The following is a 20,811-nucleotide window of genomic DNA, read 5'->3' on the forward strand; positions in this document are numbered from 1 at the left end:
GAGAGCGAGTCAAATGCAGGCCAAATGCCTGTTTTTGGCTCGCTTTTCCTTGACTCCCCGCTCTCCCACTCTATAAAGCACCCTTCGGCGCAAGCTCCGTCTCGCGCCGATTGTTTTTGCGTGGGGGCCGCAACGTCGGCCAGAAAACGCAAAAACTTCAAACCCTTATCGACTGAACAAAAAGCCGTCCCGGAGCGATTGTTTGTCGCTTGATCCGAGGACGGGATCGAACACGAAGGATTAGAACGATGTTCGCAGTCATCAAAACCGGCGGCCGGCAGTACCGTGTCGTTCCGGATGATGTACTTGAGATTGGCAAGATCGCTGGCGAAGCCGGCACGATCGTGCAGCTTGGTGAAGTGCTCGTGCTCGGCGGCGATACGCCGGTGCTCGGCGTGCCGACCGTTGCTGGCGCCAGCGTTGCGGTTGAAATTCTCGACCACAAGCGCGGCCCCAAGGTCATCGCTTTCAAGAAGCGCCGCCGCAAGCATTCGAAGCGCAAGCGTGGTTATCGTGACGAGCTGACCCTCGTCCGCATCAGCGAGATCCTCGCCGATGGCAAGTCGCCGACCAAGGGCCCGCGCCCGAAGAAGGCCGCCGCCCCGAAGGCCGCTCCGGCCGAAGCGGCCGAGTAAATAGAATCGCTGCAGCAGCGGAATTATCCGCTGCGCAAATTTGAAAATCCGTGAGACAATTCCCGCGAGGAATTGATCTTTGAATCGATCGAGATCGGAGACGAGCTATGGCTCATAAAAAAGCAGGCGGTTCATCGCGCAACGGCCGCGATTCAGCTGGCAAGCGTCTTGGCGTCAAGGCATTCGGCGGCGAGCGCGTGATTCCCGGCAACATCATTGCGCGTCAGCGCGGCACCACCTGGCACCCCGGCCTTAATGTCGGCATGGGCACGGATCATACCCTGTTCGCCAAGGTCGAAGGTCGCGTGGAGTTTAAAGCCAAAGCCAACGGTCGCACCTTCGTGTCGGTACTCCCGATCACCCAGGCCGCGGCCGAATAGACGGTGGACACTCACATGGAGTCCGCCGGGTCCTGTTGAACCGGCGGAGCGCCAGAATTGGGCTCCAGAGGGGAGGCGGGAAACCGGCCTCCCCTTTTCGTTTGGTGCGTCGCTTCGGGGCGCATTGCAGGAGCCGACAATGCTGCAGGATATTCCAACACCCCGCCTGAGCGAGAGCAGACCAGCAGTTCTGCAAACGCAGCGCCTGACCTTGCGCAAGCCCGTGATGGCCGATGCCATTGCGGTGACCGAACTTGCGAACGACCGCCGCATTGCCGAGAACACCCGCCGGCTGCCGCATCCCTATTCGCAGAATGATGCGGAACAGTTCGTCGGCTCGCTGCATGACGAGGCCGCCACTGACGCGGTGTTCCTGATCGAGCTCGATTACCGCCCCATCGGCATGGTCGGCATCGACTGGCGTGAGCCGGACCTGCCGGAACTCGGCTACTGGCTGGGCGTCGCGCACTGGGGCCGCGGTTACGCCACAGAAGCCGTGCGCGCGGCGATCGACTACACGTTTGAGGAATTCGCCATCGATCAACTGATCGCAGGCGCGCGCGTGGCGAACCCGGCGTCGCGCAACATTCTCGAAAAGTGCGGCTTCCAGTGGACCGGCGTGCAGTTGCATCGCTTCGAGGCGATCGGATCGTCGACGCCGGTGGATTGCTTCAAGCTGTCCCGCGGCGTGTGGAGCTCGCTGAAGAACTGGGCGAGCTCGACGCGGAGATGAATGCTTCTTCCCTCTCCCTTTGTGGGAGAGGGAAGAAAGATCACACCGCCGGCGGCACCTCGTCCGCAATCTTGCCCAAACGCTGCTCGCGCAGGAAAATATAGAGCCCCGCCGCGATGATGATCGTCGCGCCGATCAGCGTCGCCGATGCCGGCAGCTCATCGAAGATCAGATAGCCGAAGATCACCGCCCAGATGATCATCGTGTATTGATACGGCACCACGACGCTCGCCGGCGCCAGCTTCAGCGAGCGATTCACGCACATCAGTGCGCCGATCGACACCACACCGGCCAGGAAGAACAGGCCGAGATCACCAAAACCCGGCGTCACCCAGCCGAATGTGGTCAGCACCGCACCGAAGGTGAAGGTGCCGACGAATTGCGACGTCGCCAGCACCACATCCGGCGCAGAGCGCAGCGATCGCGTGATCAGCATCAGCGCCGCAAAGGACAGGCTGCCGCCCAGCGCGATCAGAGCCGGCCAGGTCACCATCTGCGCCGATGGTTTCAACGCGATGATCACACCCACGAAGCCGACAAACACCGCGCTCCAGCGCCGCCACCCGACAGATTCGCGCAAGAAGATCGCCGAGCCCGCGGTGACGAAGATCGGGCAGGCCAGATAATAGGTAATGACGTCAGCCAGCGGCAGATAACCCGCCGCCCAGAAGAAGGCCGCAACCTCCAGCGTCGACAGCACCACGCGCAGCACCTGCAGCCCCGGCCGGTCCAGCGTGAGAAAACCCCCGCGATGCCGCCAGATCATCGGCGCCAGCAGGGTCAGGGCCGCGATGGCGCGCAGGAACATCAATTGCCCGACCGAATAGGTCGAAACCAGATATTTGCCGATGGCGTCGCCGCAGGAGAACATGGCGATCCCCGCAAGCATCAGGCCGATACCCGCAATCCGGGCGGCGCGATTGTCCGCCGCGGTCGAAATGGTCGCAAACATGCCCATATGCGCCTGTAGGGAAGCGGCTGCGCAGGTCGTGCAGCACGACATTGGTTAACAGCAATCCATTGTCCTTTAGGACGCGATTGAAACCGCAGCAAGGCAGCCTTGCTCGCGGCGATGAGTTGTTGCCGCAAACAGCCCCCTGCGATACGGATACGCCATGAAATTCCTCGATGAAGCCAAGGTTTACATTCGCTCCGGCGACGGTGGTAACGGCTGCGTGGCCTTCCGCCGCGAGAAGTATATTGAATTCGGTGGCCCCTCCGGCGGCAATGGCGGGCGCGGCGGCGACGTGATCGTGGAGGTCGTCGACGGCCTCAACACGCTGATCGACTATCGCTACCAGCAGCATTTCAAGGCGCCGAAGGGCGTCAATGGCATGGGCAAGGATCGCCACGGCGCCAATGGCTCCTCGATCACGCTGAAAGTGCCGGTTGGCACCCAGATCATCGACGAAGACAAAGAGACGCTGATCCACGACTTCACCAAGCTCGGCGAGACATTCGTGCTGGCCGAAGGCGGCAATGGCGGCTTCGGCAATGCCCACTTCAAGTCCTCGACCAACCGTGCCCCGCGCAATGCCAATCCCGGCCAGCCCGGCCAGGAGCGCTGGATCTGGCTGCGGCTGAAACTGATCGCCGATGCCGGCCTGGTCGGCCTGCCCAATGCCGGCAAATCGACGTTCCTGTCGAAGGTCTCGGCTGCGCGGCCGAAGATCGCCGACTATCCCTTCACCACGCTGCATCCGCAGCTCGGCGTCGTGAACAGCGATGGCCGCGAATTCGTGCTGGCCGACATTCCCGGCCTGATCGAGGGCGCCCATGAAGGCGCGGGCCTCGGCGACAGATTCTTGGGCCACGTCGAGCGCTGCCGCGTGCTGCTGCATTTGATCGACGCCACCTGCGAACATGCGGGCAAGGCCTACAAGACCGTGCGCGGCGAGCTGGAAGCCTATGCCGGCGATCTCTCGGACAAGATCGAGATCGTGGCGCTGAACAAGATCGACGCTGTCGAGCCGGACGAACTGAAGAAGCAGAAGGATCGCGTGAAGCGCGCGTCGAAGAAGACCCCGCTGCTGATCTCCGGCGCGACAGGCGACGGCGTGCCCGAAGCGCTGCGCGCGCTGGTCGAGGTGATCGGCGAAGCGCCGGTGTCCGACAAGGCGAAGTCTGCGGCCCAGGCCGAGCCATGGGCGCCCATCACCAGCTGATTATACGCACGCCAAGACAACTGCATTACACGCCTGCCAAAGCCTCGCACCATGTCGCGCCCTGATCTCAAGAACTTCCGCCGGATCGTCGTCAAGGTCGGCTCGTCGCTGCTGATCGACCACGCGATCGGCGAGGTGCGCGCGGGATGGCTGGCGGCGCTCGCCGCCGATATCGCCAAGCTGCATGCAGATGGGCGCGATGTGCTCGTGGTCTCCTCCGGCTCGATTGCGCTTGGCCGTCATCGCCTGAAGCTGCCGCGCGGTCTGCTGAAACTCGAAGAAAGCCAGGCCGCGGCCGCCGTCGGGCAGATCGCCCTCGCCCGCATCTGGTCCGAAGTGCTCGGCCATCACGGCATCGGAGCCGGCCAGATTCTCGTCACCCTGCAGGACACCGAGGAACGCCGCCGCTATCTCAATGCGCGCTCGACCATCGGCAAGCTGCTGGAGTGGCGCGCGGTGCCCGTGATTAACGAGAACGACACCGTCGCCACCAACGAGATCCGCTACGGCGACAATGATCGCCTGGCCGCGCGTGTCGCCACCATGACGTCGGCGGACCTGCTCGTGTTGCTGTCGGATATCGACGGCCTCTACACCGCACCGCCCGGTGCCAATCCCGATGCGAAGCTCATTCCGGTGGTCGAGCACATCACGGCCGATATCGAGAGCATGGCGGGCGCTGCAGAGTCCGAACTCTCGCGCGGTGGCATGTACACCAAGATCGAAGCCGGCAAGATCGCCACCACCGCCGGCACGCATATGATCATCGCCTCGGGCAAGATCGATCATCCGCTGCAGGCCATCGCCGATGGCGGACGCTGCACCTGGTTCTTGACGCCGGCGAATCCCGTCACGGCACGAAAACGCTGGATCGCCGGTTCGCTGGAGCCGAAGGGCACGCTCACCATCGATGCAGGCGCCGTCGCCGCATTGCGTGCGGGCAAGAGCCTGTTGCCCGCCGGCGTGATCCGCGTCGATGGCGCGTTTTCGCGCGGCGATGCAGTGATCGTGCGCGATCCCGATGCGCATGAGATCGGCCGTGGCCTCGTTGCCTATGACGCCGAGCATGCGGAGAAGATCAAGGGACGCTCATCGCCGGATGCGATGAACATTCTCGGTATCACCGGCCGCGTCGAGATGATCCATCGCGACGATCTGGTGATCGGCGGTTCACGGAACTAACTTTCGTTTCATTACTTCCCAACGGTGACGCCTGGCGCAGCGCGGGTTCCCGCCATCTTTGCGCCATGCGCGCGGTCTTGTCTGCGCGCGCATTCGATACTGACCGTTTGATCAGGGAGTCATTGCCATGAAACGTCTTTTGATCGTGCCGTTCCTGCTGCTCGCCACACCCGTGCTGGCGCAGCCAGGCAACACGCCCGCCAATCAGAACGCCTGCTCACGTGACGCATCGCGCTTCTGCCGCGCCAAGATGAATGATGGCGACATGGTCGTTCTGAGCTGCCTAAAGGAACATCGCAGCAAGCTCGGCAAGGCCTGCGCGAAGGTGCTCGCCGATAACGGACAGTAAGCTTCAGCTGCTGCCTGCCGGCGTCGAGGCGGGCAGCACTTCTGTCGCGGCGCGGTCCGGCGTTTCTTCCTTCCAGCGCACCGAACCGAAGGGCCGCTCCAGCATGCGGCGCACGCGAACCGGATCGGGCCCCAGATGGAAGCCCGCCGCCCGCAAGTACAGCGCCCGTTCGGACTGCGTGGTGCGGTTGCGCTGGCGCAGGAAATCCAGCCAGGTGGGGCAGTGATAGCGCTCGGTCCAGAGTTCCGGATCGGAAATGTCGCGCGCGATCGACCAGCCATAGGCCCCGTTGCGCTGCCGTGACAACTGCACATCCTGCATCACGCCGTGAAAGGCGCGCGCCTGTTCCTGGTCGACGCGATATTCGATCTCCACCACCAGCGGCCCGCTGCGCGCGGTGAGTTGCAACTGCACTTCGGGATCCTCGAGCCGTTCTGCATCCTCGTCGCGCGCGCCGGTCGGCGGCATCCGCCAGATCAGCCCAAACAGGGGCGAGGCGAACATCGCGATGCCCGACACGATCAGCGCCCATTCGACGCCGACCATGTCGGTGAGCCGGCCCCAGCCCCAGCTGCCGATGGCCACACCGCCGGCGATCGCCGCCTGAAACGCCGCCAGCGAGCGACCGGCGACCCAGCGGGGCGCCGAAAGCTGCACCCCGATATTCAGCAAGGCAATTGCAGCCATCCAGACTGCGCCGGCGACCACCAGCGATGCTGCGGTCAGCACCGGCTCGGTCGAGATGGCGACGCCGATGATCGCCATGCCCATGACCAGCGCGCAGCCGCGGATCGCGGTCTCGCCGGAAAAATGCTTGCGGATCGGACCGATATTCATCGCGCCGATCACGGCACCCATGCCGAAGGCGCCGAGCATGATGCCATAGGTCTGCGCGCCGCCATGCAGCAGGTCGCGTGCCACCAGTGGCATCAGAGCGGAGATCGAGCCGCCACAGATGCCGGTGATCAATGTACGCGCCAGCGAAATCTTGATCGACGGCGAATTGGCGATGTAGCGGATGCCCGAGACCATGGCCCGGTTCAGCCGCTCCCGCGGCAGCCGCGACACCTCGACCTTGCGGCGCCAGAACAGCAGGACGATGAACAGGGGCACATAAAGAAGCGCGTTCGCGCCGAACGAGGCAACAGCACCCGCCGCCGCCACAATGACGCCGCCGATCGCCGGGCCGAAACTGCGTGCGATATTGTAGCTGATGCCGCTGAGCGCCACTGCCGGCGGCAATACTTCCGGCGGCACCTGTTCGCCTACCGAGGACTGCCAGGCCGGACCGAACAGCGCCATGCCGCTGCCGATGACGAAGCAGAAGGCGAGCAGGATGTTCGGCGTGATATGGCCGGTCCATTCCATGAGCGTGAGCGCCGTGGCGCCGACCAGCGACAGCGTCAATGATGCCAGCGACACCATGCGCCGGTCATACATGTCGGCCCACGCACCCGCCGGCATGGCCAGGATCATGATCGGCAGCATCAGGGCCGTCTGCACCAGCGCCACCTTGTCGGCCGACGCCGTCATCTGCGTCATCGCCCAGGCGGCGCCGACGCTCTGGATCATCAGGCCGAGATTGGACAGCAGGCTGGCCAGCCAGATGCGCCGGAATACCGGATAGCGCAGTGGCGCCGCAATTCCGTCAGAGGGCAATGGGGTGGAGGTCGGCTTCAGCGTGTCCGTCATTGTCTCCGTTGATGCCTGCGATTTGCGGTGCCTGTCCAGTCGCTGCGTTACAAATCGATGCTGCACCTGCAAACAACACGTCTTCATGACGCCGGATTCATCCGGTGATATCATCCGGCTTCCTCACCAGATGCGAGGCCTGCCGTGAGCATTGCCGAGGTCTACGACTTTCCTGCCCCGACACGTCGCGTGGTGCCCCCGGCGCCGCCGCGTGCGCCCGAGGACATGACGGCGCGCGCGCGGATGGCGGCGATGCGCCGCAGTGCCATCGAGACCTGGGGCCAGAAGGCCTATGAAGACGACATCATCAAGGGCCGTTTCTTCGGCCATGCCAGCTTCATCCTCAACGACCCCGATGCCATCCGCCATGTGCTGGTGGACAATTACGAGAACTATACCCGCACACCGGCCGCCTTCCGCGTGCTTCGGCCGCTGCTCGGTGATGGCCTTCTGACCGCCGAGGGACGCGTGTGGAAGCACCAGCGCCGCACCCTGGCGCCCGCCTTCACGCCGCGCGCGGTGGGGACCCTGGTGCCGCATATGCTCTCGGCCATCGACGAGACCGTGGAGGACCTGCAGGGCAGGACCGGCGAGCCGGTGGACCTGCGCGAGATCATGCAGCGCATGACGCTGGAGATCGCCGGGCGCACCATGTTCTCCTATGGCATGGCCAAGCACGGCAAGGTGCTGCGCGACTTCGTGATGGAATATGGCGAGACCCTTGCCCGGCCACATTTCTTCGACCTGCTGCTACCCGCGGGATGGCCGACCCCGCAGGACTTTCCGCGCTGGCGTTTCCGACGCCGCTGGACCCGCTTCGTCGCCATGCTGGTGGCCGAGCGCCGCGCCGCCGGAAAGGCCGACGATGCCCCGCCGCGCGACCTGTTCGAATTGATGCTGGCGGCGCGTGATCCGGAAACCGGCACCGCATTCACCGACGACCAGCTCGGCGACCAGGTCGCCACCATGATCCTCGCCGGTCACGAAACCACGGCGACGGCGCTGTTCTGGGCGCTGTATCTGATGACGCTCGATCCCGCCACGCAGGAGCAGGTGGCCATCGAGGCTCGCACAGCAATGGCCGCCGGCGCGCTGGATCTCGACCGCCTGAAATTTACGCGCGCGGTCATCGACGAGACCATGCGGCTCTATCCGCCGGCCTTCCTGATCGCCCGCGCCGCCCGCGCGCCCGATACGGTGAGCGGCATGGCCGTGGCGAAGAACGACATCGTGCTGATCGCCCCCTGGCTGCTGCACCGGAACGAGAAGCGCTGGCCTGAACCCAACGCCTTCATGCCGCAGCGCTTCATGCCCGGCCATCCGCAGCCGGACCGCTTTGCCTATCTGCCTTTCGGCGTCGGCGCACGCGTGTGCATCGGCGCCCATTTCGCGATTGTCGAGGCCACGCTGGCGCTGGCGAAGATCATCGGAAATTACCGGGTCACGCTGCCGGAGCGCGAGCCGGTCATGCCGGTGGGGGTGGTGACCACACAGCCGGATCGCTCGCCGATGTTTCGGATCGAGCGGCGCTGAACGCCTTGTCCATCGCTCGGCGGGCAGCGGCGTCGGCTGCTATGCAGGTTCGGCGCATCCGGCAGAGACGCTTCGGCAGTATCACGATGCCGGATGTGTATCTGCTGAACAACTCGGCCGGAGACATCCTTGGACGCATCGCCCCTTTGGCATAGATTAAGGCCATGAGCGATGTTCAGGCGCAATTTGACACGTTGAACCAGGCGACGGATCCCGCCGTGGCGGACGCCATCGCACAACTGATCCGGCACGGCGCGGATCACGAACTCAACCGGGTCAACGTGCTCGACTTTGCGGCACGCTGTGGCCTCAACGAGGAGCGGGTCATCTCCGGCTTCCTGCACGCCTCCCGACTCGGCCTGTTCGACTTGACCTGGAACGTGCTGTGCCCCGGCTGCAGCGGCGTCCTCGACGCGCACAGCACGTTGAAATCGCTGCGCCATGACGACTACCATTGCGGCCTCTGTGCCTGCGGCTACGAGGCGTCCGTCGACGAACAGGTCGAGGTGGCCTTCACGGTCGCGCCGCGGGTCCGGCACATCGCCGCGCATGATCCCAATACGTTGCCGCTCTGGGACTATTTCAAACAGATCTTCTGGAGTTCGGGCGTCGATCTCAATGAGGACAATTTCGCATCGCTGACCAACGAAGTCACGCTGGACGCCATGGAATTGCCGGCACATGAGAAGGCCGTCATGTCGCTGCATCTGCCGTCGGAATTCGTTATCGTGTTCGAGCCAGTGACCCACTCCGCGCAGTTTATCGACGTGCAGGGCGAACCGAGCAAGGAACGCCAGCACCTGTCGCTGCTCTACAACCGCATGCATGCGCCAACCGGCACAATCAAGCTGCAACCCGGACCGTTGCGATTATCCCTCGAGAACCAGACCGAAGTACGCGTGCTGCCGTCGGTCTTCGTCGCAGCCGAGGGCCTCCACCACCTGATTGGCAAGCGCAAGCCATTCCTCACGGCCAAGCGTATTCTCAGCAATCAGACATTTCGCGATCTCTACAAGGCCGACAATCTCAATATCGACCAGCGCCTGAAGATCACCTCGCTGACCTTCCTGTTCACTGATCTCAAGGGCTCCACTGCACTGTATGAGCGGGTCGGCGACCTCGCTGCTTTCGATCTGGTGCGCGCACATTTCCATGCGCTGCTCGACATCATTGCGGCCGAAGGCGGTGCTGTGGTCAAGACCATCGGGGACAGCGTGATGGCGACCTTCACCCACCCCGAACAGGCGCTGCTTGCCGCGCTCGAGATGCGCAGGGCCATGGAGCGACTGAATGACGAACGCGAAACCCGCGATCTCGTCGTCAAGATCGGAATCCACGAAGGCCCGTGCCTCGCTGTGATGCTCAATGAGCGGCAGGATTATTTCGGCCAGACCGTGAATATCGCTGCCCGTGTCCAGGGGCTCGCCACATCACAATCCATTCATGTGACATCGCCTGTGATGTCTTCGAAGGCAGTGGAGGCTATCCTGCAGCAATCCAGCACCGCTCCCATCGAGAAGACTGCCGCCTTACGCGGCATTACTGACAAAGTTTTAGTCTATGAGATTCCCTGATACCGCCGAGTCACAGGTCAAACGCAGACTTACTTAACTGTAATTACGCCGTCAGGAACCACAGTGTATTGTGCGCGTTCCCTTTACGCGTCACAACGCGACGAGCTCATTTACCGGGCTCTTTCGCCACATGGCGCATGGCCCGCCCACTGGTTCATAAAATCCCATGCTCGAGAAACTTCGCCAATTCATCACAGATGTTGTGGCCCCCGATGCCACGGCCGACCAGAAGTTCGACGACACCGGATTCCGGCTCGCCGCAACGGCGCTGCTGATCCATGTGATTTCGATCGATGGCGCGCCATCCAAGATCGAGCAGGACAAGCTGCACAACATGATCGAAACGCGTTTCGAGCTCGATCCCGGCACCGCCGATCGCCTGATCGAAGCTGCGACGCTGGTCGAGGGCGAGGCTGTCGATCTCTATCACTTCACCAGCGTCATCATGCGCGTGGTGGATGAGCCCGGCCGCATCCGTCTGGTCGAGATGATGTGGGAGCTTGTTTTCGCTGATGGCAAGGTCAGCGAGTTCGAGGAAAACGTGGTCTGGCGCGCTGCCGACCTGCTCGGCGTCTCCGCCCGCGACCGCGTCGAATTGAAGCGCCGCGTCGCCGGCGACGCAGCCGAGACCGACGCCATCGCTTAGTTTGCAGGGCGGGCAAAGCGGCAGCGTGCTCACTTTCGCCAGCCGCGCATTTGAAGGTGGACGCGTCGCCACGCTCCTTTGCCCACCCTCCAATTTCATTCTTTGACAGTTTTATATTGCGCGATCGGCTATGCTCGATGATCGCATCGGCTGCCGGCCATTCACGCTTGCGCATGAATGTTATCTTCATTACGCCTGTTGTTTAGAACTCTTCGCCCTTGAGCCCATATTGCCAGAGCATATCCGTGACTGAGCGCGTAACATTGATCACAGGGGCGTCGGCGGGGATTGGCGCCGAAATGGCTCGTGTCTTTGCCGCGAACAAACATCGCCTGGCACTGGTCGCACGACGCATCGATCGCCTGACGGCGCTCTCCGCAGAGATCGTCGCCGCTGGCGGCACGGCGCCCATCGTCATTCCCTGTGATCTCGAACAGCCTGACGCCTGCGCGAAGATCGAGGAGGCGCTGCAAGGCGCCGGCGTGGACGTCGAGTATCTGATCAACAATGCCGGCTTCGGCATGTTCGGCTTCGCCGTCGACATGGACCGCGACACCCAGTTGCGCATGATCGATCTGAATGTCCGCACCCTCACCGATTTGTCGCTGCGCCTCGCGCCGCAGGTGATCCGGCACAAGGGCGGCATCCTCAATGTGAGTTCGATCGCCGGCCTGATACCGGGGCCCGGCATGGCCGTCTATTACGCCAGCAAGGCCTATGTGCTGTCCTTCACCGAAGCGCTGCGCCAGGAGCTTGGCCCCAAGGGCGTGCGTGTCACGGCGCTCTGTCCCGGACCGGTGCCCTCGGAATTCCAGGCGCGAGCGGGATTCAAGCCGGGACTGGATTCGATGATCCTCGGCGTATCGCCAAAGGATGTCGCGGCACTGGCTTACAAGAGCCTGATGGGGAACAAGGGCACGGTGTTTCCGGGATTGGGCATCAAGATCGTGCCGATCCTGCTGCGCCTGTTCCCGCGGAGCTTCATTGCGGGGGCGGTGGCGAGGCTGCAGCTGACCAGGGTGGGGCAGGTTTAGGGCTGTAGGATGGGTTGAGCGGAGGCGCGGAGCGCCGGAGCGATACCCATCACGGCCAGGCGCATGCGGTGATGGGTATCGCTGCGCTCAACCCATCCTACAATGTCGAAGTTTTCGGGAGTTCAACTTCTGTCCGTCTTCGCCCTGCGGGCTTCGCCGGACACCACGCTTCGCCAAGAGGCTCTGCTCGGCTGCGCCACGCGAAGCCTCTTGGCGAAGCGTGGTGGACCCAGGCGGGATCGAACCGCCGACCTCGTCATTGCGAACGACGCGCTCTCCCAGCTGAGCTATGGGCCCTTCACGAACTGCGCCGTGACGACGCAGGTCTGGAATGGGCGCCATTTACAATCCCTGTTAACGGCAAGTCAAGAACGACCGGTCCCCGGCCCAAAGTCTCGATTTTCCGGGCCTTTTCGGCCTCCGCTTCCCTTGTTTGCACACCCGCGAACCGATATTTACCCGGTTGTCCCGCGACCCAACCTTTGAGCCCTCCCGCCATGCGCGCCGTTCTCGATATCGTGCTGATCGTCCTCGATCTTTACGTCTGGCTGCTGATTGCCTCCGCGATTCTCTCGTGGCTGATCGCCTTCAATGTGGTGAACACCCGCAACCAGTTCATCGCCGCCGTCGGCGAGTTCCTCTATCGCATCACCGAGCCGGTGCTGGCGCCGATCCGCCGGATGCTGCCGAGCCTCGGCGGCCTCGACCTGTCGCCGATCGTCGTGATCCTGATCATCATGTTCCTGCAGCGGGTGATCTCTTATTACATCTATCCGAACGTCGTCTGAGGCCGTTGGCAGATCCTTGGCGATACGGCGCTGACGGCGTCAGCATCGCCGTCCGCGTGACACCGCGCGGCGGCCGCGACGACATCGACGGAATCGAGACCATGGCCAATGGCCGCGCGGTGCTGAAAGTCCGCGTCCGCGCCATTGCTGAAGGCGGCGAAGCCAATCGCGCCGTGACCGAGCTGCTCGCGAAAAAGCTCGGCGTGCCGAAGCGGGATGTCCGGCTGCTGTCGGGCGCCACCTCCCGCATCAAACAGATCGCCGTGAATGGCGAACCCAAGAAACTGGGGCTTCTGCTGCGCGACTGCGCAGCCAGCCCATCTGACGACAAGGACACAGCATGACCGCCAGTGTGATCGATGGAAAAGTGATCGCCGCCGAACTCCGTGGCCGCGTCGCCGCCGAAGTGGCGCGCGTGAAGAAGGATCACGGCCTGACCCCCGGCCTCGCCGTGGTGCTGGTCGGCAATGATCCCGCCAGCGAGGTCTATGTGCGCAGCAAGCACAAGCAGACCCAGGAAGCCGGCATGGCGTCCTTCGAGCACGTGCTGCCCGCCGATGTCGCGCAGGCCGATCTGATCGCGCTGGTGCAGAAGCTGAATGCTGATGCTTCGGTGCATGGCATTCTCGTGCAGCTCCCGCTGCCGAAGGGCCTCGATACCCAGGCCGTCATCAATGCCATCGACCCCGCCAAGGATGTCGACGGCCTGCACCCGGTCAATGCCGGCCGCCTCGCCAGCGGCATGGACGCGCTGTCGCCCTGCACGCCGCTCGGCTGCATCATCCTGGCGAAGAGCGTCCACAAATCACTGGAAGGCATGAATGCCATCGTGATCGGCCGCTCCAATCTCGTCGGGCGTCCTTTGGTACAATTGCTGCTCAACGAGAACGCCACCGTCACCATCGCGCATTCTCGTTCGAAAGAGCTGCCGAAGCTGACCGCGCAGGCCGATCTCGTCTTCGCCGCCGTCGGCAAATCCGAAATGGTGCGCGGCGACTGGATCAAGCCCGGCGCCACGGTGATCGATGTCGGCATCAACCGCCTGCCGGCGGCGGATGGCAAATCGAAACTGGTGGGCGATGTCGCCTATCAGGAAGCGTTGAAGACGGCGGGTGCGATTACCCCCGTGCCGGGCGGCGTCGGCCAGATGACGGTGGCGTGTTTGCTGGTGAACACGCTGCGCGCCGCCTGTGCGATCAACGGGCTGAAGGCGCCGGCGGTTTAACCCATCTTGTCGTCACCCGGCTTGACCGGGTGACCCAGTAGACACCGCTATCGGCGCATCATCACAATCGCCGCCGCATACTGGATTGCCCGCTTTCGCGGGCAATGACAGTGAGAGCAAGCACTACTTCCCTACAGCTTCTCCATCAGCCGACGATAAAACCGGATCATATCCGCATAGTTCGCTATGCTGAGCCGCTCATTCGTCCCGTGGAAGCGCTTGAGGTCTTCCGAATTCGCCCGCACCGGCGAGAAGCGGAAGATGTTGTCGGTCACCCCTGCATAGTGCCGCGAATCCGTCGCCGCCACCATCAGCCCCGGCGCCACCAGCGCATCGGGAAACACTTCGCGGATCGTCGTGTTCAGCGCGCGATATGACTCGCTCGCGATCCCCGTTACCGGCGGCGGATCGGTGTTGCCGGGATACGGCTTAATCTCGATCTTCTCGTTGCCGACCACTTTCCGCACATGCTCGGTGACACTCGCCTGCGTGTCGCCCGGCAGCAGTCGGAAATTCACCACCGCTTCCGCATTTCCCGGCAACACATTGTCCTTGTCGCCGGCATTGAAGATCGTCAGCGCCGTGGTCGTCCGCACCGTCGCTTCCGTCGGACCACTTTTCTCGAATTCGCGCAGCAGCAGCGGCTTGAACAGCCAGAGATTCGACAGCACCACGCGGTTGAAGCCGCTCATCTCCGGCGCGATGGTCGCAAACATCTCCGCCACCGTGCTGCGGATCTGCATCGGCAGGCGCGCGTTCTCCAGATGCGTGAGCGCGGTGCTCATCATGCCGATAGCGGTCTCGCGCGGCGGCATCGAGGAATGACCGGGCGTCGCGCGTGCGTTCAGCACCAGGGTCGCATAGCCCTTCTCGGCGACGCCGATCAGCGCCATCGGCTTGTCGAGCCCCTTCAGAATTCCCTCGGTGATCAGCAGGCCTTCATCGAGCACGAAGTCCAGCTTCACGCCGCGCGATTTCAGCAGCGCTGCCATGGCCTGCGCGCCGCGGGTGCCGGAGACTTCCTCGTCATGGCCAAAGGCAAAATAGATCGTCCGCTTCGGACGGAAGCCGGCCTTCGCCAGCGCTTCCGCCGCTTCGAGGATGGAGTACAGATTGCCCTTGTCGTCCCAGGAGCCGCGCCCCCAGACGAAACCATCGGCGACAACGCCGTCGAAGGGCGGATGCTGCCAGTCCTTCTCGGTGCCGGGCGCCACCGGCACCACATCCTGATGCGCGAGCAGCGCGATGGGACCTGCTGCGGGATCGCTGCCCTGCCACGTGGAGAGCAGACTGTAGCCGCGGACCACCTCAAGCTTGGTCGCAGCATGGAAAGCCGGGAAACTGGCTGCGAGATGCGCCTGCATCGCGCGCAGCGGAACGGCAGCCTGATCGGGATTGAAGGCGTTGGAGATCGTCTGGAAGCGGATCGCCTCCGCGAGGCGTTGTGCGGCGGCCTGTTCATCCACCGCGACCTTCGGCGCCGGCGAAACAGCAATCTGTTTCGAGCCCTGCCGGAACGTATTCACCAGAACCACCGCCGCGAGCACCACAACAATGGCGACCGCGACGAGGATGATATTGCGAAGCCAGATCAGCATGCGGCGCATTGGATGTCCCCCTGCGCCGCCCGCTTATTAACCCTTGGCCTTTTCAGCCTTGGCGCGGTCGATGCCTTCCTGGATCAGCTTATGCGCTTCGGCCGCGTCCGCCCAGCGCACCACCTTCACCCACTTGCCGGGCTCGAGGTCCTTGTAGTGCTCGAAGAAGTGCTGGATCTGGTCCAGCGTGATCTGCGGCAGGTCGCTGTAGTTCTTCACCTTGTCGTAGCGCTGGGTCAGCTTCGAGGTCGGCACGGCGATGATCTTCTCATCCTGGCCGCCTTCGTCTTCCATCAGCAGCACGCCGACCGGACGGCAGGCCATCACGGCGCCGGGGACGATGGCGCGGGTATTGGCGACCAGCACGTCGCACGGATCGCCGTCGCCCGAGAGGGTGTGCGGGATGAAGCCGTAATTTCCGGGGTAGCGCATCGGCGTATAGAGGAAGCGATCGACGAACAGCGCGCCGGAGGCCTTGTCCATCTCGTATTTGATCGGCTCGCCGCCGACCGCCACTTCGATGACGACATTCACTTCATGCGGCGCCTTGGCACCGAGCGGGATAGCGTCAAGACGCATCGAAAGCTCCGGAATTCGCGTGACAGATGCGCGAGAGGTAGCGGAGCGGGACGCCGGTTTCAACGCCAAACCGCGCGAAATCGCGCGATTGGTGAAAGACTTAGCAGAAATACCGGAAAGCGGAGTTTGACCTCAGGCGTTCCAGGCGAAGGCCACCTTGTCGAGCGACTTGGCGCCGAATCGCTCCGAGGAACGGGCTACCATGCGGCCGCCCAGCGCGCGGTAGAATTCCGTCGCGCCTTCATTGTCCGACAGCGCCCAGATCACGAGGCTCTTCAGCCCGCTCTGCACGAGGTCGCGCTTGGCCGAGGCAAACAGGCGGCGGCCGAAGCCGAGGCCCTGGAATTCCGGACGCAGATAGAGCTCGTAGATCTCGCCTTCGAACTGCAGGCTGCGGGCGCGGTTGCGGCCGTAATTGGCGTAGCCCGCGACCTTGTCGCCGAAGCACAGCACGCTGACGCGGCTGCCCTTGCGGATCGCCGAATCCCACCATTGCGGGCCGCGGCGGTTGATGAGCTTTTCCAGTTCCGGACCGGGGATCAGGCCCTGATAGGCGGCGCGCCAGGCTTCGTCATGGGTGGACGCCACTTCGACTGCGTCTGCAGTCTTGGCCGGCCGAACATCGATCAGGGTTGTGCTCATGACCGGATCAAAGCAGCGCGCCGCGCCGGCTTCAAGAGCATCGTTAATTATCAGTTAATGTGTGGAATTTTTGCATCAGTTCCGTGAAAAACTGTCCCGGAAAAAGACAGATCGTTGCGGCTTGGGTCAGTGGCTGACTCAGTTCTCCACCGTGACACATTCAAATGCGCGCTGCGTGAATCCGCTACACGCATGTGTTGTTGCGGTTCGCTCGACCATCTGATTCGCGCCCACTACACTTGCCCGGCAGCGACGCCATGATAGGCAGAGCCGGATACCTGTTTGGCCGTTGAGCATCCGATGACTGCCTATTTCATTCTGAAGTTTCTGCACATCCTCGGCGCCATCGTGATTCTGGGCACCGGCGCGGGCATCGCCTTCTTCATGCTGATGGCGCATCGCTCCGGCGACGCCGCCTTCATCGCCGCCACCGCGGGAATCGTGGTCATCGCCGACCTTCTGTTCACCACCAGTGCGGTGATCCTGCAGCCCTTCACCGGCGGCTTCCTGATGCAGATGTCCTCGACCACCACCAACGAACCATGGATCGTCGTCTCGCTCGTTCTCTATGCGGTCGCTGGCCTGTTCTGGCTGCCGGTGGTGTTCATGCAGATCGAGATGCGCAATCTCGCACGTCAGGCTGTGGCCGATCACGCACCACTGCCGCCGCGCTATCACGTGCTATTTCGACGCTGGTTCTGGTTCGGCTTTCCGGGCTTCGGCGCGGTGGTCGCCATTCTCTGGCTGATGATCGCAAAGCCCTCGTTCTGAAGGACCTGCCATGCCGCCGCGATCCCAGACCATCCTCCTGCTCGGCGGCTCCGGCCTGATCGGCCGCTATGTCGCGGAGGACCTGCGGCTGCGCGGCTTCGCCGTCACGGCGATCGCGCGGCACTACGCGTCGTCGCAAAAGACCAGCACGGACGATGTCGAAGCGCCGATCACGGCGATGACGCAGGATCAACTCACACGCCTGATGGTCGAACGCCGGATCGACATGGTCGTCAATTGCCTCGGCGTTCTTCAGGACGGCCCGGGCATGGACACCTCCGCCGTACATCGCGACTTCACCGCAAGACTGCTGGCCGCCATCAAGGCCACTGCGCAGCCGATCCAGCTGGTGCATATCTCGATCCCCGGCACGGCCGATCATGACCGCACCGCCTTCAGCAAGACCAAGCGCGATGCCGAGCGACTGATTGCGGATGCCGGAATCGGCAGCACCATCCTGCGGCCGGGTTTTGTGATCGCGCCCGCAGCCTATGGCGGCAGCGCGCTGGTTCGCGCGCTTGCGGCACTGCCGGTTGCCGATCTGCCATCCGACCTCGCCAGCCGTCCATTCCAGCCCGTGGCGATGGACGATATCGCGGCCACGATTGCCTGGCTGTGCCAACATGTCAGCGACACCCATCGTGTCTGGGACCTGATGCAGCCGGAACCTGTGACGCTCGGCGCCGTCGTCGATCGCTACCGGACATTCTTCGGCACCGACCGCAGCACGCGAATCCGGTTGCCGGGCTTCCTGCTCGATCTCGGCGCGAAACTCGGCGACGGCGTTGCGCGCCTCGGCTGGACCCCGCCGGTCCGCACGACTGCGATCGCAGAACTGCGCCGCGGCGTAACCGGCGATCCCGCACCATGGATCACCGCGACCGGTATCACGCCGCTGACACTGGCGCAGATGGTCAACCGGCGCTCCGCCACGGTGCAGGACAAATGGTTCGCCCGCCTGTTTCTGCTCAAGCCAGTGATCTTCGTCAGCCTCGTGCTGTTCTGGATCGTGTCCGGCTTCATCGCGCTGTTCATCTCCTATGATGCAGCCGCCGGCATCCTCTCCGCCCATCAGTTTCCGCCGGCGTCGGTCGCCCCCATCACCGTGGGCACGAGCCTGATGGACATGGCCACCGGCGCCTTGATCGCGTTCCGCAAGACCAGCGCCATCGGATTGATCTGGGGCATCCTCGCATCGCTCGGCTACATGTTCGGCGCGGCCGTGCTTGCGCCCGACCTCTGGATCGAACCGCTCGGCGCGCTGGTGAAGACCGGCCCGGCCATCATCCTGATGCTGGTGGCCCTGGCGATGCTCGACAACAGGTGAATATGATGCCTTCCGCATGGCCCGACGATGACATCATCCTCTATGACGGCGTCTGCATCTTCTGCTCGCGCTGGGTGCGCTTCGTGGCGAAACGTGACGTCGCAAAGCGTTTTCGCTTCACGCCGATCCAGTCGGATTACGGCACCCGGCTTGCGCAGCATTTCGGCATCGATCCAAACGATCCCGATACCAATGCGGTGATCCATGGTGGCCAAGCGTATTTCAAATCGGACGCGGCGCTGACGGTGCTGTCGCAACTGCCGCGATGGGGCTGGGTGCGTGTGCTGTTCGCCGTGCCCCCGGCGCTGCGCAATCCCGTCTACAATCTCGTTGCGCGCAATCGCTATCGCATCTTCGGTCGCAGCGAAGTCTGCATGGTACCGGATGCCTCATTGCGGGAAAGGGTGATCGAGTCGTGATCGTAGGATGGGTTGAGCGAAGCGATACCCATCACCGAGGGCTCCGGCGTATGTGGTGATGGGTATCGCTCCGGCGCTTTGCGCCTGCGCTCAACCCATCCTACGATTCTTCGCCATCACTTCCTTCGCCGCTCGCTCGCCACTCTCCCGCGCGCCATGCGCCGTCGAGAAGAAGTTTGGCGAGGTCGCCTCGCCTGCAAAGAAGAGGCGACCATCCACCGGCGCCGCCAACACGGCACGCGACTCTGCATGGCCGGGCTTCGCGGCTGAATAGGCGCCCTGTGCGAAGCGGTCGTGGCACCAGCGGCTTTCGGCCAGCGGCGTAAGCTTGCTGCGGATGTCGGATCCCAGCAGTTTTACGATTTCCTCGATGCTCTGCGCCGCGAGTGCACCTTCACCCGCATCCTCCATCTCGCGTGCAAAAGTGCCGCCGAAAAAGCCGGCGATACAAGGGCGACCGGATGGGCGCAGATGGAAACTCCCAATGCCCGTGGCGATCGATGACCCGCGCAGGCCGACATCGGCGGGCCACTTCTCGGCGTCATCCAATGCCAGCATCACCTTGTTGTCCGCGCCAAGCGGCAGGCCGGCGGCGGCTTCGACCTTTCCGGGCAGCGGCGGTTGAAAACGGATGTTTTCGTTAGCGAGGAGATTTGTGGGCACGCAGACGATCACGCTCGCGGCGCTCACGGTGCCACGCGAGGTCTCGATACGAATGCGCGATCCTGAATGATCGATCACCGTCACTTCCGTATTCAGCGCCACCGGACATGGTGCGCCATAGGCTGCGATCAGCGTGCCGTAGCCATCGGGCAGCCGCCAGTTCACCTCGGTGTCCTCATAGGAATCCATGTCGTGCAGCGACACGTCCTTGAGTTCGAAGCCGTTGATATAAGTGGAGACCGCATCGATCATCGGATTCCACGGATTGCCCGGCTCGAGACAGGTCGCGGCCGGCGCGTCCTCGTCGTTCTCTGCAGCTTCTTCGGCACGATCGTAAAATGCATCCATCGCGGCGAAGAATTCCTGACGTTGCGCCTTCGAGAAGGCGGCATCATAGGTCTGCTCGCGCCAGGGTGGGCGGTTCTTGTCGACCTTGAAGCCGAGCTGCTTGGCGATGCCGACAAAGTCGTTCCTGTCGGCGGAGTGCAGCCATTCGCAGCCGAGATCGAACGGAATACCGGGCGCTGCCATGATGGTATGGGCGCGGCCACCGATACGGTCGCGGGCTTCGAGCACGATGACCGACAGGCCGGAACCTTCCAGTGTGCGCGCTGCGCCGAGACCGGCGGCGCCGGCGCCGATGATGGCGACATCGACGGAGGAAGGGAGATTCTGACTCATCGCGAGGCTGCTTTGCTCTGGATCCGCGGTGACGGGAATAGTCGGTTAGGCGAAATATTCAACCCAAGCCAATCACGATCTGTCGTTGCCCGGCTTGACCGGGCAATCCAGTAAACACCGACAGGGATGACGCGCACGGCCGGCGCGTACTGGATCGCCCGCTTTCGCGGGCGATGACAACACAGTGAATGCACG

The 20,811-nt window shown here is 63.2% G+C and carries 22 protein-coding genes and 1 tRNA gene; 16 read left to right on the forward strand and 7 right to left on the reverse strand.

Features of this window, described 5'->3' with window-relative positions:
• The first annotated feature begins 248 nt into the window (after positions 1 to 248).
• The 3 genes from rplU (at position 249) to ACIQ17_RS07820 (ending at position 1,748) form a co-directional block, all read left to right on the forward strand.
• Positions 249 to 635, forward strand: coding sequence for a 50S ribosomal protein L21 (gene rplU / locus ACIQ17_RS07810; protein WP_398467127.1), 387 nt, complete (start codon positions 249 to 251; stop codon positions 633 to 635).
• A 107-nt stretch (positions 636 to 742) separates the two neighbouring features.
• Complete coding sequence (rpmA, locus tag ACIQ17_RS07815) at positions 743 to 1,015, forward strand: 50S ribosomal protein L27 (RefSeq protein ID WP_211911333.1); 273 nt, start codon at positions 743 to 745, stop codon at positions 1,013 to 1,015.
• A 139-nt stretch (positions 1,016 to 1,154) separates the two neighbouring features.
• Positions 1,155 to 1,748, forward strand: coding sequence for a GNAT family N-acetyltransferase (locus ACIQ17_RS07820; protein WP_398467130.1), 594 nt, complete (start codon positions 1,155 to 1,157; stop codon positions 1,746 to 1,748).
• Positions 1,749 to 1,788: 40 nt separating this feature from the next.
• On the opposite strand, the gene ACIQ17_RS07825 is transcribed toward ACIQ17_RS07820, so the two are convergent.
• Positions 1,789 to 2,706 carry a DMT family transporter gene (locus ACIQ17_RS07825; RefSeq protein WP_398467132.1) on the reverse strand — a complete coding sequence of 306 codons (918 nt, stop codon included), beginning with the start codon at positions 2,704 to 2,706 and terminating at the stop codon, positions 1,789 to 1,791.
• 157 nt (positions 2,707 to 2,863) lie between these two features.
• Between ACIQ17_RS07825 and obgE the strand changes: the two genes are divergently transcribed.
• The 3 genes from obgE (at position 2,864) to ACIQ17_RS07840 (ending at position 5,444) form a co-directional block, all read left to right on the forward strand.
• A complete protein-coding gene (gene obgE / locus ACIQ17_RS07830; RefSeq protein ID WP_398467134.1) occupies positions 2,864 to 3,913 on the forward strand; it encodes a GTPase ObgE in 1,050 nt (349 codons plus the stop codon).
• A 51-nt stretch (positions 3,914 to 3,964) separates the two neighbouring features.
• Positions 3,965 to 5,095: a glutamate 5-kinase gene (gene proB / locus ACIQ17_RS07835; RefSeq protein ID WP_398467136.1), complete on the forward strand. Its 1,131-nt coding sequence runs from the start codon at positions 3,965 to 3,967 to the stop codon at positions 5,093 to 5,095.
• Between the two features lie 127 nt (positions 5,096 to 5,222).
• Positions 5,223 to 5,444, forward strand: a complete 222-nt coding sequence (locus tag ACIQ17_RS07840; RefSeq protein ID WP_398467138.1) for a cysteine rich repeat-containing protein — start codon at positions 5,223 to 5,225, stop codon at positions 5,442 to 5,444.
• Between the two features lie 3 nt (positions 5,445 to 5,447).
• Here ACIQ17_RS07840 and ACIQ17_RS07845 read toward each other — a convergent pair whose 3' ends face one another.
• Positions 5,448 to 7,136: an MFS transporter gene (locus ACIQ17_RS07845; RefSeq protein WP_398467140.1), complete on the reverse strand. Its 1,689-nt coding sequence runs from the start codon at positions 7,134 to 7,136 to the stop codon at positions 5,448 to 5,450.
• 144 nt (positions 7,137 to 7,280) lie between these two features.
• Here ACIQ17_RS07845 and ACIQ17_RS07850 point away from each other — a divergent pair, with 144 nt between their 5' ends.
• From ACIQ17_RS07850 to ACIQ17_RS07865, 4 genes are all read left to right on the forward strand, one after another.
• On the forward strand, positions 7,281 to 8,669 hold the full coding sequence (locus ACIQ17_RS07850) for a cytochrome P450 (protein WP_398467142.1): 1,389 nt from the start codon (positions 7,281 to 7,283) through the stop codon (positions 8,667 to 8,669).
• 164 nt (positions 8,670 to 8,833) lie between these two features.
• Entirely contained in the window at positions 8,834 to 10,243 is a 1,410-nt protein-coding gene (locus tag ACIQ17_RS07855; protein WP_398467144.1) for an adenylate/guanylate cyclase domain-containing protein, read from the forward strand.
• 166 nt (positions 10,244 to 10,409) lie between these two features.
• Positions 10,410 to 10,889 (forward strand): TerB family tellurite resistance protein, encoded by a 480-nt coding sequence (locus ACIQ17_RS07860; RefSeq protein ID WP_398467146.1) that lies wholly within the window; start codon positions 10,410 to 10,412, stop codon positions 10,887 to 10,889.
• A 245-nt stretch (positions 10,890 to 11,134) separates the two neighbouring features.
• On the forward strand, positions 11,135 to 11,923 hold the full coding sequence (locus ACIQ17_RS07865; protein WP_398467148.1) for an SDR family NAD(P)-dependent oxidoreductase: 789 nt from the start codon (positions 11,135 to 11,137) through the stop codon (positions 11,921 to 11,923).
• Positions 11,924 to 12,144: 221 nt separating this feature from the next.
• Here ACIQ17_RS07865 and ACIQ17_RS07870 read toward each other — a convergent pair.
• Positions 12,145 to 12,220 (reverse strand) — tRNA-Ala (locus tag ACIQ17_RS07870).
• A gap of 200 nt (positions 12,221 to 12,420) precedes the next feature.
• On the opposite strand from ACIQ17_RS07870, the gene ACIQ17_RS07875 reads away from it, so the two are divergent.
• The 3 genes from ACIQ17_RS07875 to folD are packed head-to-tail and all read left to right on the forward strand — an operon-like array spanning position 12,421 to position 13,936.
• Positions 12,421 to 12,711 carry a YggT family protein gene (locus ACIQ17_RS07875; RefSeq protein WP_398467150.1) on the forward strand — a complete coding sequence of 97 codons (291 nt, stop codon included), beginning with the start codon at positions 12,421 to 12,423 and terminating at the stop codon, positions 12,709 to 12,711.
• 5 nt (positions 12,712 to 12,716) lie between these two features.
• Positions 12,717 to 13,055 (forward strand): DUF167 domain-containing protein, encoded by a 339-nt coding sequence (locus tag ACIQ17_RS07880; RefSeq protein WP_398467152.1) that lies wholly within the window; start codon positions 12,717 to 12,719, stop codon positions 13,053 to 13,055.
• The gene (folD, locus tag ACIQ17_RS07885) at positions 13,052 to 13,936 is read left to right on the forward strand and encodes a bifunctional methylenetetrahydrofolate dehydrogenase/methenyltetrahydrofolate cyclohydrolase FolD (RefSeq protein ID WP_398467154.1); all 885 of its coding nucleotides are present in this window, start codon (positions 13,052 to 13,054) and stop codon (positions 13,934 to 13,936) included. Before ACIQ17_RS07880 ends, folD begins: the two co-directional genes overlap by 4 nt.
• Before the next feature lie 131 nt (positions 13,937 to 14,067).
• On the opposite strand, the gene ACIQ17_RS07890 is transcribed toward folD, so the two are convergent.
• From ACIQ17_RS07890 to ACIQ17_RS07900, 3 genes are all read right to left on the reverse strand, one after another.
• A complete protein-coding gene (locus tag ACIQ17_RS07890) occupies positions 14,068 to 15,543 on the reverse strand; it encodes a M20 family peptidase (RefSeq protein ID WP_398467156.1) in 1,476 nt (491 codons plus the stop codon).
• A gap of 27 nt (positions 15,544 to 15,570) precedes the next feature.
• Positions 15,571 to 16,113 (reverse strand): inorganic diphosphatase, encoded by a 543-nt coding sequence (gene ppa / locus ACIQ17_RS07895; protein WP_398467158.1) that lies wholly within the window; start codon positions 16,111 to 16,113, stop codon positions 15,571 to 15,573.
• Positions 16,114 to 16,245: 132 nt separating this feature from the next.
• Positions 16,246 to 16,755, reverse strand: a complete 510-nt coding sequence (locus ACIQ17_RS07900) for a GNAT family N-acetyltransferase (RefSeq protein ID WP_211911316.1) — start codon at positions 16,753 to 16,755, stop codon at positions 16,246 to 16,248.
• A gap of 300 nt (positions 16,756 to 17,055) precedes the next feature.
• Between ACIQ17_RS07900 and ACIQ17_RS07905 the strand changes: the two genes are divergently transcribed.
• From ACIQ17_RS07905 to ACIQ17_RS07915, 3 genes are read left to right on the forward strand one after another with little or no spacing between them, the layout of a single operon-like run.
• Positions 17,056 to 17,526 (forward strand): DUF2269 family protein, encoded by a 471-nt coding sequence (locus ACIQ17_RS07905; RefSeq protein ID WP_398467161.1) that lies wholly within the window; start codon positions 17,056 to 17,058, stop codon positions 17,524 to 17,526.
• A 10-nt stretch (positions 17,527 to 17,536) separates the two neighbouring features.
• On the forward strand, positions 17,537 to 18,853 hold the full coding sequence (locus ACIQ17_RS07910) for an SDR family oxidoreductase (RefSeq protein WP_398467163.1): 1,317 nt from the start codon (positions 17,537 to 17,539) through the stop codon (positions 18,851 to 18,853).
• Between the two features lie 5 nt (positions 18,854 to 18,858).
• Positions 18,859 to 19,272 carry a thiol-disulfide oxidoreductase DCC family protein gene (locus ACIQ17_RS07915; RefSeq protein ID WP_398467165.1) on the forward strand — a complete coding sequence of 138 codons (414 nt, stop codon included), beginning with the start codon at positions 18,859 to 18,861 and terminating at the stop codon, positions 19,270 to 19,272.
• 90 nt (positions 19,273 to 19,362) lie between these two features.
• Here ACIQ17_RS07915 and ACIQ17_RS07920 read toward each other — a convergent pair whose 3' ends face one another.
• Complete coding sequence (locus ACIQ17_RS07920) at positions 19,363 to 20,616, reverse strand: flavin monoamine oxidase family protein (RefSeq protein WP_398467167.1); 1,254 nt, start codon at positions 20,614 to 20,616, stop codon at positions 19,363 to 19,365.
• Positions 20,617 to 20,811: the final 195 nt, after the last annotated feature.

The sequence above is a fragment of the Tardiphaga sp. genome (genome assembly GCF_044340795.1).
Lineage (GTDB): Bacteria > Pseudomonadota > Alphaproteobacteria > Rhizobiales > Xanthobacteraceae > Tardiphaga.

Excerpts from the sequence above, each read along its gene's own strand:
- rpmA (WP_211911333.1), top strand. The coding sequence starts at position 743 with ATGGCTCATAAAAAAGCAGGCGGTTCATCGCGCAACGGCCGCGATTCA.
- ACIQ17_RS07875 (WP_398467150.1), top strand. The coding sequence starts at position 12,421 with ATGCGCGCCGTTCTCGATATCGTGCTGATCGTCCTCGATCTTTACGTC.
- ACIQ17_RS07890 (WP_398467156.1), bottom strand. The coding sequence starts at position 15,543 with ATGCGCCGCATGCTGATCTGGCTTCGCAATATCATCCTCGTCGCGGTC.
- ACIQ17_RS07855 (WP_398467144.1), top strand. The coding sequence starts at position 8,834 with ATGAGCGATGTTCAGGCGCAATTTGACACGTTGAACCAGGCGACGGAT.
- rplU (WP_398467127.1), top strand. The coding sequence starts at position 249 with ATGTTCGCAGTCATCAAAACCGGCGGCCGGCAGTACCGTGTCGTTCCG.
- ACIQ17_RS07825 (WP_398467132.1), bottom strand. The coding sequence starts at position 2,706 with ATGGGCATGTTTGCGACCATTTCGACCGCGGCGGACAATCGCGCCGCC.
- ACIQ17_RS07910 (WP_398467163.1), top strand. The coding sequence starts at position 17,537 with ATGCCGCCGCGATCCCAGACCATCCTCCTGCTCGGCGGCTCCGGCCTG.
- ACIQ17_RS07905 (WP_398467161.1), top strand. The coding sequence starts at position 17,056 with ATGACTGCCTATTTCATTCTGAAGTTTCTGCACATCCTCGGCGCCATC.
- ACIQ17_RS07915 (WP_398467165.1), top strand. The coding sequence starts at position 18,859 with ATGCCTTCCGCATGGCCCGACGATGACATCATCCTCTATGACGGCGTC.
- ACIQ17_RS07820 (WP_398467130.1), top strand. The coding sequence starts at position 1,155 with ATGCTGCAGGATATTCCAACACCCCGCCTGAGCGAGAGCAGACCAGCA.
- obgE (WP_398467134.1), top strand. The coding sequence starts at position 2,864 with ATGAAATTCCTCGATGAAGCCAAGGTTTACATTCGCTCCGGCGACGGT.
- ACIQ17_RS07860 (WP_398467146.1), top strand. The coding sequence starts at position 10,410 with ATGCTCGAGAAACTTCGCCAATTCATCACAGATGTTGTGGCCCCCGAT.
- ACIQ17_RS07920 (WP_398467167.1), bottom strand. The coding sequence starts at position 20,616 with ATGAGTCAGAATCTCCCTTCCTCCGTCGATGTCGCCATCATCGGCGCC.
- ppa (WP_398467158.1), bottom strand. The coding sequence starts at position 16,113 with ATGCGTCTTGACGCTATCCCGCTCGGTGCCAAGGCGCCGCATGAAGTG.
- ACIQ17_RS07845 (WP_398467140.1), bottom strand. The coding sequence starts at position 7,136 with ATGACGGACACGCTGAAGCCGACCTCCACCCCATTGCCCTCTGACGGA.
- ACIQ17_RS07840 (WP_398467138.1), top strand. The coding sequence starts at position 5,223 with ATGAAACGTCTTTTGATCGTGCCGTTCCTGCTGCTCGCCACACCCGTG.
- ACIQ17_RS07900 (WP_211911316.1), bottom strand. The coding sequence starts at position 16,755 with ATGAGCACAACCCTGATCGATGTTCGGCCGGCCAAGACTGCAGACGCA.
- folD (WP_398467154.1), top strand. The coding sequence starts at position 13,052 with ATGACCGCCAGTGTGATCGATGGAAAAGTGATCGCCGCCGAACTCCGT.
- proB (WP_398467136.1), top strand. The coding sequence starts at position 3,965 with ATGTCGCGCCCTGATCTCAAGAACTTCCGCCGGATCGTCGTCAAGGTC.